The organism is Pseudomonas sp. CLCA07 (assembly GCF_053615335.1).
The window spans coordinates 2,904,746-2,917,773 of record NZ_CM132131.1; the positions used below are offsets into that span (position 1 = coordinate 2,904,746).

Below are 13,028 nucleotides of genomic sequence, written 5' to 3' on the forward strand. Positions count from 1 at the left end.
AGGTTCACGCGTTCACCCTCAATGGTGGCTAGTCACGCCTACGGCCACGGTTCGCAGGCGGGCGCAAGTATAGCGGTAAGCCCGCCACACTGAAACAACCCCAAAGTCGAAGGGGTCTTATGTAACAGTGGAAAAACTACCGGGGGCCTCGGCCTGACTGGCAGAGCGCCTTCTTTACTTAGAAATTCGCGGGTGTCGCTGCGCTGATTAGTCGCGCCGGCGCATCGAACGGATTTCGGAAACGGTGCGGCTTGGTACTTTCAAAGTAGTAGCTATCGCCGGCTTCAAGCACAAAAGTTTCCAGCCCGACCACCAGCTCCAGTCGACCTTCCACCAAAATGCCGGTTTCCTCGCCCTCATGGGTGAGCATCTCGTCACCGGTGTCGGCGCCAGGCGGGTAGATTTCATTCAGAAAAGCGATTGCCCGGCTCGGATGAGCCCGGCCGACCAGTTTCATGGTCACGGCGCCATCGGAAATATCGATCAGCTCGTTGGCTTTGTAGACGATCTGCGTCGGTTTTTCCTGCAGGATTTCTTCAGAAAAGAACTCGACCATGGACATGGGAATCCCGCCCAGTACTTTGCGCAGCGAACTGATCGAGGGGCTGACGCTGTTCTTCTCGATCATCGAAATCGTGCTGTTGGTGACACCCGCGCGCTTGGCGAGCTCACGCTGCGAAAGGCCTTTGAGCTTACGGATGGATTGCAGTCGTTCACCGACGTCCAATGCTTGCGCCTCCAGGGATTCAGGTTGTTGGAATATTGAGCGTTATCATGGCGACAGCGTTCAGTATTTACAACACTTGGACCTGAATCCTGTGGGGTGAGGCGACTTTCGGTGTGGACCGTTGGCTGTCAGCCCTCGGAATAGAGCAGTGGCACCCGGCGCAGGTTGCAGAAAATCTGATAAGGAATCGTGTCCGCTGCCGCCGCCACGTCGCTGGCGAGGATGTTTTTACCCCATAACTCGACGGTCGAACCGAGGCCGGCTTGCGGCACATCGGTCAGATCGATGCAGAGCATGTCCATCGATACCCGGCCGATCAACTGGCTGCGTTGCCCAGCGACCATGACCGGCGTGCCGGTCGGCGCATGACGCGGATAACCATCGGCATAGCCCATGGCGACTACGCCAACGCGCATCGGCTTGGGCGTAATGAACCTGGCGCCGTAACCAATCGGCTCGCCGGCCGGCAGTTCACGCACGCAAATCACTTTCGATTCCAGGGTCATCACCGGTTGCAGGCGAGCGGCCACGGTGTTGGCTTCTTCGAACGGTGTCGCGCCATACAGCATGATGCCAGGGCGAACCCAATCACTCGGGATCTGCGGCCAACCCAACACGGCTGGCGAGTTGCGCAGGCTGATTTCCGCCGACAAACCTTTACGCGCGGCTTCAAAAACCGCGACCTGCTCAGCACTGGACTGTTCGTGCAGCTCATCGGCCCGGGCGAAGTGGCTCATCAGCACAACTTTCGCGACCTTGCCGCTGGCCAGGAGCCGTTGATAGGCCGCCTGATAATCCTTTGGATGCAGGCCGACGCGGTGCATGCCTGAATCGAGCTTGAGCCAGACGGTGATCGGCTTGCTCAGCGTGGCTTTTTCAATGGCTTCAAGCTGCCACAGTGAGTGCACCACACACCAGAAATCGTGCTCGACGATCAGCGCCAACTCATCGGCTTCGAAGAACCCTTCCAGCAGCAATACCGGCGCCCGAATGCCCGCCGCGCGCAACTCCAACGCCTCTTCGATGCAGGCCACGGCAAAGCCGTCGGCCTCGGCTTCCAGCGCTTGGGCGCAACGCACCGCGCCATGGCCGTAGGCATCGGCCTTGATCACCGCGAGGGCCTTGGCCCCGGTGATTTCACGGGCGATCAGGTAGTTGTGACGCAGGGCTTGAAGGTCGATCAGGGCACGGGCTGGACGCATGGCGGCAGACTTCTAGGCGGTCATGGGAATAAAAAAACCGGCGCTGGCTGGCGGCGTGAACCGCCAACAGCACCGGCAGAGGGATCTTGCTGAATCTATTACGGCAGAGCGGCCACAACCGACAGCTCGACCAGAATTTCCGGTTCGCACAGCTTCGACTCAACGGTCGCACGGGCCGGGGCAACGCCTTTTGGCAGCCACTTGTCCCAGACGGCGTTCATGCCTTCGAAGTGTGCATCAATGTCTTTCAGGTAAATCGTCACCGACAACAGGTGGTTCTTGTCGGTGCCTGCCTGTTCGAGCAAACGCTCAATGCTGGCAAGGGTTTCACGGGTCTGCTGTTCAATCCCGGCGTTCATGTCATCGCCGACCTGCCCTGCCAGATACACAGTGCCGTTGTGGCTGACGATCTGACTCATGCGCTCATTGGTGAGCTGGCGCTGGATTGACATGTTTTGCGGACTCCTGGGTCTTGCTGCCATAACGGGAAATATCGAGGCCATCGGCGCTGATCTGCGGCGCTTTCTTCGCCATCAGGTCAGCCAGCAAGCGACCGGAGCCACAGGCCATGGTCCAGCCAAGTGTGCCGTGACCGGTGTTCAGGAACAGATTCTTGAACGGTGTCGCGCCAACGATCGGCGTGCCGTCCGGAGTAGTCGGGCGCAAGCCGGTCCAGAAACTGGCCTGGGCCAGATTGCCACCCTGAGGATAAAGGTCGTTGACGATCATCTCCAGGGTTTCGCGCCGACGCGGGTTCAGCGACAGGTCAAAACCGGCGATTTCAGCCATGCCGCCGACGCGGATACGGTTGTCGAAACGGGTGATCGCGACCTTGTAGGTCTCGTCGAGAATGGTCGACGTCGGGGCCATTGCCGGGTTGGTGATCGGCACGGTCAGCGAGTAACCCTTGAGCGGGTACACCGGGGCTTTGATGCCCAGCGGCTTGAGCAATTGCGGGGAGTAGCTGCCGAGTGCCAGCACGTAGCGGTCAGCGGTTTCCAGCTTGCCGTCGATCCACACGCCGTTGATGCGATCACCGGCGTAGTCGAGCTTCTGAATGTCCTGGCCGAATCGAAATTCCACACCCAGCTTCACGGCCATTTCGGCCAAGCGGGTGGTAAAAATCTGGCAGTCACCGGTCTGGTCGTTCGGCAGGCGCAGGGCACCGGCGAGGATGTCGGTGACGCTGGCCAGCGCTGGCTCAACGCGGGCAATGCCAGCGCGATCGAGCAGTTCGAACGGTACGCCGGACTCTTTCAGCACCGCGATGTCTTTCGCGGCGCCGTCCAGTTGAGCCTGGGTGCGGAACAGCTGGGTCGTGCCGAGGCTACGGCCTTCGTAGGCGATACCGGTTTCGGCGCGCAATTCGTCGAGGCAGTCACGGCTGTACTCGGACAGACGGACCATGCGCTCCTTGTTCACCGCGTAACGGCTGGCGGTGCAGTTGCGCAGCATCTGCGCCATCCACAGGTATTGGTCAATGTCGGCGGTGGCCTTGATCGCCAACGGTGCGTGGCGCTGCAACAGCCACTTGATGGCCTTGAGCGGCACGCCCGGCGCAGCCCACGGCGAGGCATAACCCGGCGAAACCTGGCCGGCGTTGGCGAAACTGGTCTCCATGGCAGCGGCCGGCTGACGGTCCACGACCACCACTTCAAACCCGGCCCGAGCCAGATAGTAAGCACTGGCGGTACCGATGACGCCGCTACCCAAGACCATAACGCGCATTTTCATATCCCTCATCGCGGCTGACCGCTGACGTGTGTTGTATTCAAGCAGTGATGTGCGCAGTGTAAAAAAGATTTGCCAGTGTTTTTCACTATATAAACAGCTATATTTGGCGACAATTCTCGGCAAAAACCCTTTTCACGGAGGCGCATCCCCTATGCGTACCAACACTCAGACCAAACGAGAGCTGGACAAGATCGATCGCAACATCCTGCGGATCCTGCAAGCGGACGGACGCATCTCCTTCACGGAGCTGGGGGAAAAGGTCGGGCTCTCCACCACGCCGTGCACTGAGCGGGTGAGGCGCCTGGAACGGGAAGGGATCATCATGGGCTACAACGCGCGGCTCAATCCGCAGCACTTGAAGGGTAGTCTCCTGGTGTTCGTCGAGATCAGTCTTGACTACAAATCCGGCGATACTTTCGAAGAGTTCCGACGCGCGGTGCTGAAACTGCCCCATGTACTGGAATGCCACTTGGTGTCAGGGGATTTCGACTATCTGGTGAAGGCGCGGATTTCCGAGATGGCCTCGTACCGCAAGCTGCTGGGGGACATCCTGCTCAAGTTGCCGCATGTGCGCGAATCCAAGAGCTACATCGTGATGGAGGAGGTTAAGGAGAGCTTGAGCCTGCCGATTCCGGATTGAGATATGCGGTGTCTGATCGGCCGCTTTCGCGAGCAGGCTCGCTCCCACAGGGATTTTTCAGTGGACACACTTTCTGTGCACGACACAGATCCATTGTGGGAGCGAGCCTGCTCGCGAATGCAGGCGACTCGGTCTTCCCTTAGACGAGGACCTGCCGGGTAGAAGCCATGTACTCATGAATCTGCTTCTCCACCCGAGGATGAATCAGCTCCACCGGCCCCCGCCCATTCGGGCACGGCAAGGTCTTGGTGGTGCCAAACAACCGGCAAATCAGTGGGCGCTCGTCATACACCGTGCAGCCGTTCGGCCCAAGGTGCACGCAATTGAGCTCATCCATCGCCGCGTCCTGCTCGGCGCGGGTCTTGCGCGGCAGGCGGGACATTTCTTCCGGCGAGGTGGTCACCGGCCCACAGCAGTCATGGCAGCCGGGCACGCACTCGAACGAGGGGATCTGCTGTCGTAACGTACGGATTTTCTGACTGTTGCAGCTCATTGAAGCGGTGACCAAAAGCGGAATAGAGCGCGATTCTGAAGCAAAGGCACGGATCCATACAGCAGCAGCCGACCAATGTTGCCCGCATCCGAAGGTCCGGCTTATGCTCCGTCAAATTTTCCAGACGCCAGAATCGGGAACACGCACATGAACGCCGGTGCACAACAACCTGCTCCAAGCCACCAGCACATCGCCTCTTACTACGCCGCCAGCAGCCTGCCGCAGCCCGACTATCCGGTGCTCAGAGGTGATCTGGTGGCGGATGTGTGCGTGGTCGGCGGCGGGTTCTCCGGGCTGAACACAGCGCTTGAACTGGCTGAACGTGGTTTGAGCGTCATCCTGCTCGAAGCCCACAAAATCGGCTGGGGCGCCAGCGGGCGCAATGGCGGGCAGTTGATTCGGGGGGTCGGTCATGGCCTTGATCAATTCGCGAAGGTGATCGGCGCAGACGGCGTGCGCCAGATGAAACTCATGGGCCTTGAGGCCGTGGAAATCGTCCGACAGCGCGTCGAGCGTTTTCAGATCCCCTGCGACCTGACCTGGGGTTACTGCGACCTGGCCAACAAGCCCCGCGAACTTCAAGGCTTCGCCGAAGACGCCGAAGAGCTGCGCAGCCTCGGTTACCGTTATGAAACCCGCCTGCTGCAAGCCAATGAAATGCACTCGGTGGTGGGTTCCGACCGTTACGTCGGCGGGCTCATCGACATGGGCTCGGGGCATCTGCATCCGCTGAACCTGGCACTGGGCGAAGCGGCGGCGGCCCAGGAAATGGGGGCGATACTGTTCGAACAATCGGCGGTCACCCGCATCGATTATGGTCCCGTGATTAAAGTCCACACGGCCCAAGGCTCGGTCCGTGCGAAGACGCTGGTACTGGGCTGCAACGCCTACCTCAACGAGCTCAACCCCGAACTCAGCGGCAAGGTGCTGCCGGCAGGCAGCTACATCATTGCCACCGAGCCGTTGAGCGAAGAACTGGCGCACGCCCTGCTGCCGCAGAACATGGCGGTCTGCGATCAGCGGGTGGCACTGGATTACTACCGACTCTCGGCGGACCGACGCTTGCTGTTTGGTGGCGCCTGTCACTATTCAGGCCGCGATCCGAAAGACATCGCCGCGTACATGCGCCCGAAGATGCTGGAAGTCTTCCCGCAATTGGGTTCGGTGAAGATCGACTATCAATGGGGCGGGATGATCGGCATCGGCGCCAACCGGCTGCCGCAGATTGGCCGGCTTAAAGACCAACCGAATGTGTATTACGCCCAGGCCTATTCCGGTCATGGGGTGAATGCCACGCATTTGGCGGGCAAGTTGCTGGCTGAGGCGATCAGTGGGCAGCAGGGTGGCGGGTTTGATCTGTTTGCCAAGGTGCCGCACATCACCTTTCCGGGTGGCAAGCATTTGCGCTCGCCGTTGTTGGCGTTGGGGATGTTGTGGCATCGGCTGAAAGAGTTGGTCTGAGGGATTGATGGCGCCTGTACTGGCGCCATCGCGAGCAGGCTCGCTCCCACAGTTGATCTTTGGTGCTCACAAATCTGTGTTCACTGAAGATCCAATGTGGGAGCGAGCCTGCTCGCGATGGCGGCCAGGAGAGCACCACAGAAATCAGATCCTCCAGAAAGGCTTAAGCCCCTCCTCCCGCGCCTGCTCCCGCGTCAGCCCCACATCCCTGAGTTGCTCCGGCGTCAGCGCCAGCAACGCCTTGCGCGTGTGCAGACGATGCCAGAACAGACCCCAGCGACTCAGGCCGGACGGCGCATTGCGCATCTGCGCCTCACGTGCACCGTTGTCTTGCCCTCTCACCAGTTCCTGACTGTGTAACGTCAGCCGCACATCGCTCAAGCCGTTCATTTGATTGCTCCTGTTTACTTGGGTAGCCAGAGCTTTCATGATGCGTGGACGACGAAAAGCATTACAGATTCAACAAGCGAGTATTAACTCCATACAGATTTTGCGTTCCTGCGTCTGAATCCTGATTTTTGCCTCGATCTGTATTGGTTTACCGAATCACCCACACCGAGACTGCACCATGACTCTTTACGTCAACCTCGCCGAATTGCTCGGCACGCGTATCGAACAGGGCTTCTATCGCCCCGGTGACCGACTGCCCTCGGTGCGGGCACTGAGTGTCGAACATGGCGTCAGCCTGAGCACCGTGCAGCAGGCCTATCGCGTACTGGAAGACAGCGGCCTGGCAACACCCAAACCCAAGTCGGGCTACTTCGTGCCGATGGGTCGCGAACTGCCGGAGCTGCCGGCCATAGGGCGCCCGGCCCAGCGACCGGTGGATATTTCGCAATGGGATCAAGTGCTGGAACTGATTCGCGCGGTGCCACGCAAAGACGTGGTGCAACTGGGTCGCGGCATGCCGGACATCACCACCCCGACCATGAAGCCGCTGCTGCGCAACCTCGCGCGTATCAGCCGCCGCCAGGACATGCCCGGTCTGTATTACGACAATATCCACGGCACCCTCGAACTGCGCGAGCAGATCGCGCGCCTGATGCTCGATTCCGGTTGCCAATTGAGCGCCAGCGATCTGGTGGTCACGACTGGGTGCCATGAAGCGTTGTCCACCAGCATCCGGGCGATCTGCGAGCCGGGGGACATCGTGGCCGTCGACTCACCGAGCTTTCACGGCGCCATGCAGACCCTCAAGGGGCTGGGCATGAAAGCGCTGGAGATTCCCACCGACCCGCTCACCGGCATCAGTCTCGATGCGCTGGAACTGGCGCTGGAGCAGTGGCCGATCAAAGTCATACAGCTGACTCCCAACTGCAATAACCCGCTGGGCTACATCATGCCGGAGTCGCGCAAACGCGCGTTGTTGACACTCGCACAGCGTTTCGACGTGGCGATTATCGAAGACGATGTGTATGGCGAACTGGCCTACACCTATCCGCGCCCGCGCACGATCAAATCCTTCGACGAAGACGGCCGAGTACTGCTGTGCAGTTCGTTTTCCAAGACCCTTGCACCCGGATTACGCATCGGCTGGGTAGCGCCCGGCCGTTATCTGGAACGCGTGCTGCACATGAAATACATCAGCACCGGCTCCACCGCGCCACAACCGCAAATCGCGATTGCCGAATTTCTCAAGGCCGGGCATTTCGAGCCACATTTGCGCCGGATGCGTACGCAATACCAGCGTAATCGCGACGTGATGATCGACTGGGTCACGCGCTACTTCCCGGCCGGCACTCGCGCCAGCCGCCCACAAGGCAGCTTCATGCTGTGGGTTGAGCTGCCGGAAGGCTTCGACACCCTGAAACTGAATCGTGCGTTGCACGATCAAGGCGTACAGATTGCCGTCGGCAGTATTTTTTCGGCCTCGGGCAAGTACCGCAACTGTCTGCGCATGAACTACGCTGCCAAGCCAACGCCGCAGATTGAAGAAGCGGTGCGCAAGGTCGGTGCGGCGGCGATCAAGCTGCTAGCGGAAACTGACAGCATCACTGACTGACTTTTCTCGGGAAACCAGCGTCCATATGCCGACACCTGCCGCCAATCGGAACGTTCCCACGTGAGAGTCAGACAGTCCCTGCCCGCTCTTCTGCTATTCGCCTCGTTCCTCAGCGGCTGCGCCAGCGTTGATGTTCAGCGCCAGCCAAGTCAGGCGCTGCCCGCCAGTGACTCGGCGTTCGGTCGTTCGGTCCAGGCGCAGGCCGCGCCGCATCAGGGCCAGTCGGGCTTTCGCTTGCTATCTGACAGCACCGAAGCCTTCACGGCCCGCGCCGAACTGATCCGCAACGCGCAAAGCAGCCTCGATTTGCAGTACTACATCGTGCAAGACGGCATCAGCACGCGGATGCTGGTGGAGGAACTGCTCAAAGCGGCTGATCGCGGCGTGCGCGTCAGGGTCCTGCTCGACGACACCACCAGCGACGGCCTGGATCAGCTCATCGCCACCCTGGCCGCGCACCCGCACATTCAGATCCGCGTGTTCAACCCGTTGCACCTGGGTCGCAGCACCGGCGTGACGCGAACCATGGGCCGCCTGTTCAACCTGTCACAGCAACACCGGCGCATGCACAACAAGCTGTGGCTGGCGGACAACAGCATGGCGATCGTGGGCGGGCGTAATCTGGGCGACGAGTATTTCGATGCCGAGCCCAACCTGAACTTCACCGACATCGACCTGCTCGGCGTCGGTCCGGTAGCCGAACAACTCGGGCACAGTTTTGATCAGTACTGGAACAGCGCGCTGAGCAAGCCGATCGAACAATTCCTGTCCAGCAAACCGACGGCCCAGGACCTGCAAAACACTCGGACCCGACTGGAGGAATCGCTCGCTGACACGCGCAAACAAAACCATGCGCTGTATCAACAACTGATGACTTTCAAGACGCACCCGCGCCTGGACATCTGGCGTCGAGAATTGATCTGGGCCTGGAGTCAGGCGTTGTGGGATGCACCGAGCAAGGTGCTGGCCGACGGCGAGCCGGACCCGCACTTGTTGCTGACGACGCAACTGGCACCTGAGCTCAACGGCGTGAGCAAAGAGCTGATCATGACCTCGGCCTATTTCGTCCCCGGCCAGCCGGGCCTGGTGTACCTGACCGGTCGCGCCGATGCCGGGGTATCCGTGAGTTTGCTGACCAACTCACTGGAGGCCACGGACGTACCCGCCGTACATGGCGGCTATGCGCCGTATCGCAAGGCGCTGCTGGAACACGGCGTGAAGTTGTACGAACTGCGCCGCCAACCGGGTAAAGGCGGAGGCAGCGGGCCGCATTTTTTCGGACGCTCCACCTACCAGGGTTCCGACTCCAGCCTGCACAGCAAGGCGATGATCTTCGACCAGCAGAAATCCTTCGTTGGCTCGTTCAATTTCGATCCGCGCTCTGTGCTGTGGAACACCGAAGTCGGGGTGCTGGTGGACAGTCCCGAACTGGCTGCGCAAGTCCGCGAACTGGCCATGCAGGGCATGGCGCCAACGCTGAGCTATGAGGCGAAGCTGGAGGATGGTCAGGTTGTGTGGGTCACCGAAGACGACGGCAAGCTACACACCCTGACCAGGGAACCGGGGAGCTGGTGGAGACGCTTCAACGCATGGATGAGCACCACCGTCGGCCTGGAGCGGATGCTCTAACAAACGACAAAAACCTCTGTAGGAGTGAGCCTTTGTGGTGAGGGGGCTTGCCCCCGTTGCGCTGCGCAGCAGTGCTAAAGACTGCCATTGCATTCTGCCTGGGTCACTGCGCTGGTTGATTTTGCGACTGCTGCGCAGCCGAACGGGGGCAAGCCCCCTCGCCACAAAAGCCCTGCACCACAGGTGGGTGTTCGCCTTTAGGCCGGCTGCACTGCGCCGAACGCGCCCTGTCGCATCAGCAGAATCACCAAGCCAAACGCACCGGCAGCCATCAGCAACGGCAGCGCATGCCCGCTGATCCACTGACTCCCCGCCCCCGCCGCCAACGGTCCGACCAGGCAACCGATCCCCCACAGCTGCGCGATATGGGCATTGGCGCGTACCAGCGCATCGTCGCGATAGCGCTCGCCGATCAGGATCAGTGACAAGGTGAACAAACCGCCCGCACTGGCGCCAAACAGCACCCACAACGGCCAGATCAGCAGCGTGTCGATCAACAACGGGATCGCCAGGCTCGACAGCAGCAAGACCACGGCGCAGCCAGTGAACAGCGTGCGGCGCGACAAGCGATCCGCCAGCGCACCAATCGGCAATTGCAGCAACGCATCACCGACCACCACGGTACTGACCATCGCCAGGGCAATTTCCGTGGTGAAGCCCTGACGCAGGCAATACACCGGCAACAAGGTCAGGATCATCGCCTCGAACGCGGCGAACAGCGACACCGCCCAGGCAATCGCCGGCAGGCCACGACAGAAAACCCACAAATCGCCGAATGTCACCCCACTCGCTTCGCTGGTGGGCGCACCGCTGCGACCCAACAACAGCAACGGTGCCGTCATCAGCAAGCCGACACCCACCCAAAATCCGTAATCGTGTTCAGTGCCCAGAACGCCCAGCAACACAGGCCCGGCGAGTTGGCTCAGCGCATAGCTGCAGCCATACAGCGCCACCAGCCGCCCCCGCCACTGTTCGACTACAAGTTGGTTGATCCAGCTTTCACCGAGAATGAACACCAGCGTCAGGATCACCCCGATCATCAGCCGCAATACCAGCCAGATCGGGTAACTCGGCAACAACGCCAGCAAACCGATGGACAACGCCCCGGCCCACAAGCACAGGCGCATCAGATTGGCCGTGCCCAGACGCGCGGCCAGATGGCTGGAGATCTTCGCCCCCAGCAAGACGCCAATGGCCGGCATAGCGGCCATCACGCCGATAGCGAACGAGCCGTAACCCCAGCTTTCCAGGCGAAACGATACCAGCGGCATGCTGACGCCCAAGGCCAGGCCGACACTCAAGACAGACGCCAACACGGCGAAATAAGTCGCCCAACGCATCTTCCACGCTCCTGTGGATATTTTTTGGCACGACACAAACCAATGTGGGAGCGAGCCTTTGTGGCGAGGGGGCTTGCCCCCGTTGGGTCGCGGAGCGGCCCCAAAACCAGCGATTGCGGCGTATCAGGTACGTCGCGTGCAATGGTTTTGCGCCTGCTACGCAGCCGAACGGGGGCAAGCCCCCCTCACCACAAAGGCTCGCTCCCACAAGGGATCTACGTCGTTAAGAAAACCGACTTACAACTTGATCCAGGTCGCCTTCAGCTCGGTGTACTTGTCGAACGCGTGCAGCGACTTGTCGCGGCCGTTACCGGACTGCTTGAAGCCACCGAACGGCGCGGTCATGTCGCCACCATCGTACTGGTTGACCCAAACGCTACCCGCACGCAGCGCACGGGCGGTCAGGTGAGCCTTGGAGATGTCCTTGGTCCACACCGCTGCGGCGAGGCCGTACGGCGTGTCGTTGGCAATCGCGATAGCTTCTTCGGCGGTGTCGAAAGCAATGACCGACAACACTGGCCCAAAGATTTCTTCCTGAGCGATTTTCATCGCATTGCTCACACCGTCGAAAATCGTCGGCTCAACGTAAGTGCCACCGGTTTCCTGAAGCGTGCGCTTGCCTCCGGCCACCAGTTTGGCGCCATCGGCATGACCCGACTCAATGTAGGACAGCACTGTGTTCATCTGCTGGGTATCGACCAGCGCGCCGACGTTGGTCGCCGGATCCAGTGGGTTGCCCGGTTTCCAGGTTTTCAGGGCCTCGATCACCAGCGGCAGGAATTTATCCTTGATCGAACGCTCGACCAGCAGGCGCGAACCGGCGGTGCACACTTCGCCCTGGTTGAAGGCGATGGCGCCGGCAGCGGCTTCGGCAGCGGCTTGCAGGTCCGGGGCGTCGGCGAACACGATGTTCGGGCTCTTGCCGCCGGCTTCGAGCCAGACGCGCTTCATGTTCGACTCACCGGAGTAGATCAGTAGCTGCTTGGCGATCTTGGTCGAACCGGTGAACACCAGGGTGTCCACGTCGTTGTGCAGGGCCAGGGCCTTGCCGACGGTGTGACCGTAACCTGGCAGCACGTTCAGCACGCCTTTCGGAATGCCGGCTTCAACGGCCAGTGCCGCGATGCGAATAGCCGTCAGCGGCGATTTTTCGGAGGGCTTGAGGATCACCGAGTTACCGGTGGACAGCGCCGGGCCGAGTTTCCAGCAAGCCATCATCAACGGGAAGTTCCACGGCACGATGGCGCCGACGACACCGACCGGCTCGCGAGTCACCAGACCCAGCTGATCGTGCGGAGTGGCTGCGACTTCGTCGTAGATCTTGTCGATGGCTTCGCCGCTCCAGCTCAGGGCTTGCGCCGCGCCGGGAACGTCGATGTACAGGGAATCGCTGATCGGCTTGCCCATGTCCAGGGTTTCAAGCAGCGCCAGCTCTTCAGCATTCTGCTTCAGCAGGCCGGCGAAACGGATCATGGTGGCTTTGCGTTTGGTCGGCGCCAGGCGCGACCAGACGCCGGAATTGAAGGTGGCGCGAGCGTTTTCAACAGCGCGCTGGGCGTCGGCGGCGTCACAACTGGCAATCTTGCCCAGCAGACGGCCATCGACCGGGCTGATGCACTCGAAGGTCTCGGCGGAGACAGCATCGGTGTATTCGCCATTGATGTAGGCGCGGCTTTCGATCTTCAGATCGCGAGCCCGTTGCTCCCAATCGGCACGAGTCAGGGTGGTCATTCGAGTGTCCTCCTCTTATTGAATACGAACGCTGCGCGGTCTTCGCGGGCGCTGTCAGGAATTCTGCCC

12 protein-coding genes are annotated in these 13,028 nt (G+C 60.6%); 4 read left to right on the forward strand and 8 right to left on the reverse strand.

Annotation, left to right across the window (positions count from 1 at the left end):
• Positions 1–178: 178 nt before the first annotated feature.
• The 4 genes from ACWGZX_RS13450 to dadA form a co-directional block, all read right to left on the reverse strand.
• A complete protein-coding gene (locus tag ACWGZX_RS13450) occupies positions 179–727 on the reverse strand; it encodes a cupin domain-containing protein (RefSeq protein WP_007947433.1) in 549 nt (182 codons plus the stop codon).
• Positions 728–855: 128 nt separating this feature from the next.
• Complete coding sequence (alr, locus tag ACWGZX_RS13455; RefSeq protein ID WP_452628646.1) at positions 856–1,929, reverse strand: alanine racemase; 1,074 nt, start codon at positions 1,927–1,929, stop codon at positions 856–858.
• Positions 1,930–2,027: 98 nt separating this feature from the next.
• A complete protein-coding gene (locus tag ACWGZX_RS13460) occupies positions 2,028–2,381 on the reverse strand; it encodes a RidA family protein (protein WP_452628647.1) in 354 nt (117 codons plus the stop codon).
• The gene (dadA, locus tag ACWGZX_RS13465) at positions 2,353–3,657 is read right to left on the reverse strand and encodes a D-amino acid dehydrogenase (protein ID WP_452628648.1); all 1,305 of its coding nucleotides are present in this window, start codon (positions 3,655–3,657) and stop codon (positions 2,353–2,355) included. Before dadA ends, ACWGZX_RS13460 begins: the two co-directional genes overlap by 29 nt.
• A 157-nt stretch (positions 3,658–3,814) precedes the next feature.
• Here dadA and ACWGZX_RS13470 point away from each other — a divergent pair, with 157 nt between their 5' ends.
• Positions 3,815–4,303, forward strand: a complete 489-nt coding sequence (locus ACWGZX_RS13470) for an Lrp/AsnC ligand binding domain-containing protein (RefSeq protein ID WP_003177284.1) — start codon at positions 3,815–3,817, stop codon at positions 4,301–4,303.
• A 139-nt stretch (positions 4,304–4,442) separates the two neighbouring features.
• On the opposite strand, the gene ACWGZX_RS13475 is transcribed toward ACWGZX_RS13470, so the two are convergent.
• Positions 4,443–4,796 (reverse strand): YkgJ family cysteine cluster protein, encoded by a 354-nt coding sequence (locus ACWGZX_RS13475; protein WP_007947437.1) that lies wholly within the window; start codon positions 4,794–4,796, stop codon positions 4,443–4,445.
• 147 nt (positions 4,797–4,943) lie between these two features.
• Between ACWGZX_RS13475 and ACWGZX_RS13480 the strand changes: the two genes are divergently transcribed.
• Complete coding sequence (locus tag ACWGZX_RS13480) at positions 4,944–6,257, forward strand: NAD(P)/FAD-dependent oxidoreductase (protein ID WP_452628649.1); 1,314 nt, start codon at positions 4,944–4,946, stop codon at positions 6,255–6,257.
• A 144-nt stretch (positions 6,258–6,401) separates the two neighbouring features.
• Here the strand turns inward: ACWGZX_RS13480 and ACWGZX_RS13485 are convergent, their stop codons facing one another.
• Positions 6,402–6,647: a DUF1127 domain-containing protein gene (locus ACWGZX_RS13485; protein WP_223521193.1), complete on the reverse strand. Its 246-nt coding sequence runs from the start codon at positions 6,645–6,647 to the stop codon at positions 6,402–6,404.
• A 178-nt stretch (positions 6,648–6,825) separates the two neighbouring features.
• Between ACWGZX_RS13485 and ACWGZX_RS13490 the strand changes: the two genes are divergently transcribed.
• Positions 6,826–8,259 (forward strand): aminotransferase-like domain-containing protein, encoded by a 1,434-nt coding sequence (locus tag ACWGZX_RS13490; RefSeq protein WP_452628650.1) that lies wholly within the window; start codon positions 6,826–6,828, stop codon positions 8,257–8,259.
• Between the two features lie 60 nt (positions 8,260–8,319).
• Positions 8,320–9,888, forward strand: coding sequence for a phospholipase D family protein (locus tag ACWGZX_RS13495; protein ID WP_452628651.1), 1,569 nt, complete (start codon positions 8,320–8,322; stop codon positions 9,886–9,888).
• Between the two features lie 197 nt (positions 9,889–10,085).
• Here the strand turns inward: ACWGZX_RS13495 and ACWGZX_RS13500 are convergent, their stop codons facing one another.
• Both ACWGZX_RS13500 and ACWGZX_RS13505 read right to left on the reverse strand, forming a co-directional pair.
• On the reverse strand, positions 10,086–11,228 hold the full coding sequence (locus ACWGZX_RS13500; protein ID WP_452628652.1) for an MFS transporter: 1,143 nt from the start codon (positions 11,226–11,228) through the stop codon (positions 10,086–10,088).
• 237 nt (positions 11,229–11,465) lie between these two features.
• Entirely contained in the window at positions 11,466–12,959 is a 1,494-nt protein-coding gene (locus tag ACWGZX_RS13505) for an aldehyde dehydrogenase (RefSeq protein WP_452628653.1), read from the reverse strand.
• Positions 12,960–13,028 lie beyond the last annotated feature (69 nt).

What these genes read in the sequence shown, in the direction of transcription:
- ACWGZX_RS13460 (WP_452628647.1), bottom strand. Translation starts at nt 2,381, where the DNA reads ATGTCAATCCAGCGCCAGCTCACCAATGAGCGCATGAGTCAGATCGTC.
- ACWGZX_RS13505 (WP_452628653.1), bottom strand. Translation starts at nt 12,959, where the DNA reads ATGACCACCCTGACTCGTGCCGATTGGGAGCAACGGGCTCGCGATCTG.
- ACWGZX_RS13470 (WP_003177284.1), top strand. Translation starts at nt 3,815, where the DNA reads ATGCGTACCAACACTCAGACCAAACGAGAGCTGGACAAGATCGATCGC.
- dadA (WP_452628648.1), bottom strand. Translation starts at nt 3,657, where the DNA reads ATGCGCGTTATGGTCTTGGGTAGCGGCGTCATCGGTACCGCCAGTGCT.
- ACWGZX_RS13475 (WP_007947437.1), bottom strand. Translation starts at nt 4,796, where the DNA reads ATGAGCTGCAACAGTCAGAAAATCCGTACGTTACGACAGCAGATCCCC.
- ACWGZX_RS13480 (WP_452628649.1), top strand. Translation starts at nt 4,944, where the DNA reads ATGAACGCCGGTGCACAACAACCTGCTCCAAGCCACCAGCACATCGCC.
- alr (WP_452628646.1), bottom strand. Translation starts at nt 1,929, where the DNA reads ATGCGTCCAGCCCGTGCCCTGATCGACCTTCAAGCCCTGCGTCACAAC.
- ACWGZX_RS13485 (WP_223521193.1), bottom strand. Translation starts at nt 6,647, where the DNA reads ATGAACGGCTTGAGCGATGTGCGGCTGACGTTACACAGTCAGGAACTG.
- ACWGZX_RS13500 (WP_452628652.1), bottom strand. Translation starts at nt 11,228, where the DNA reads ATGCGTTGGGCGACTTATTTCGCCGTGTTGGCGTCTGTCTTGAGTGTC.
- ACWGZX_RS13490 (WP_452628650.1), top strand. Translation starts at nt 6,826, where the DNA reads ATGACTCTTTACGTCAACCTCGCCGAATTGCTCGGCACGCGTATCGAA.